At 44.0% G+C, this 1,384-nt stretch carries 1 protein-coding gene; it reads right to left on the reverse strand.

Annotated features, from left to right (window positions below; translation table 11 throughout):
- Positions 1 to 153 precede the first annotated feature (153 nt).
- The coding region (locus tag KDK19_RS13725; RefSeq protein ID WP_257292181.1) for a hypothetical protein at positions 154 to 1,384 on the reverse strand (1,231 nt) is incomplete at its 5' end.

Raw genomic sequence — 1,384 nt, forward strand, 5'->3', positions numbered from 1 at the left:
TGGAGGTCTTAAGCGATAGCGTAATGATGACTATGCGCTTCTCGTTGCTCAAAAGGTGGTAGGTAGGAGGAGAAAGCCTCTCAGGGAGGCTCTACTGTGTGTGACTAACCTGCCTACCTTCTCCTCTCTTCTATCTTCTCTCTTCTCTTCCCCTCACAACTCAGGTAATTGGTCTATAACCTTCTTCATACGCCCTATCTGTGCTGTCCAGCCATCTCCATAGTGTTGGTCAGTAGTTCCCTCTTGAGCGTGCCCAGTGATAGCGTATCTCAACCCATCAGGACAGTTCTCTATTTGTCTTAACCTGTCGGCTATACCATGACGGAATGAATACAGTGTTACTGAGCGTTCTGTGAATGCCTTTAAGGCAGTGTTAAGTTTACTAGGTGTATCGGCTACCTGTTTAACGTTAAGGCCGTATAGGTGCTCTATTGAGCTGTGCAATGGTATCGTTCTATTAGATGCTTTGGTTTTGCTATCGGTAATCCTTAAACACTTGATACTATCTACTTCTAACCAGTCCATGTTATTGAAAGGTTCAGAACTCCTAAGACCAGTGTAAAAGTACAGCTTGAACACATCAGTAAACTCTGAGGGGACTATACGTAGAATCTTACGTGTATCTTCAGTACTGACTGGCAGTGCTCCCTTTACATCACCCCGTGATAATCCCCCTACCTGCTTGAATACAGAATGTTCAAGGTAATCAGTCTCTTGCATCACCCAAGCGAAGAAAGCAGCTGTCTTGTTGAAGTAGTTTGATGGTGTTGATTTGTTATGGTCACTGAGTAAACGGTCTTTGAATGACCTTACGTGCGCTTTAGTTGCCTGTCTTATATCAGTAAGTTTCGTTAGGTCAGTGAAGTATGATAGAGGTTTACCATACGCTTTAATATTTAGGTCGGCTCTATCTCCTTTCCACTTCCCTGTCTTTGTTTTGTGTATACAGAAGTCATTGAATAATTGAGTAATGGTAGGAATGGTAGGAGCAGTAGCAGGAGCATTGACCATAGAGTCGGCTGGTGGATTAGCTACAGGAGAAGCTACAGGAGAAGCTACAGCTATTCCACAATCATCCCTCACACGGTGAACATACGCTTTTAAGTCCCTGCTGTCTTGACTGTCGAGTACAGGTGTAAACGATTCTTCCGCTTCAGGTAATTCGTTCAGATACCCACTGATGATAGCCTGCATGATGCTGTCGGCTGTCTTGTAGGCGTCTTCAAGTTCAGTCTTCAGGTCTGCCATGAGGTGTAACTCTTTTCTCATTAACCTACTTTCCAATATGTAATCTATCAAAGTGGATAGTACTTTGGCTTCTGTACTGCATGTAGTCAGTAGTGACCGACTAAGGGATGTAGAGCCTATGCGCCTTTGGTAGTGA

This window comes from Endozoicomonas sp. ONNA1, from assembly GCF_024606325.1.
Lineage (GTDB): Bacteria > Pseudomonadota > Gammaproteobacteria > Pseudomonadales > Endozoicomonadaceae > Endozoicomonas_A.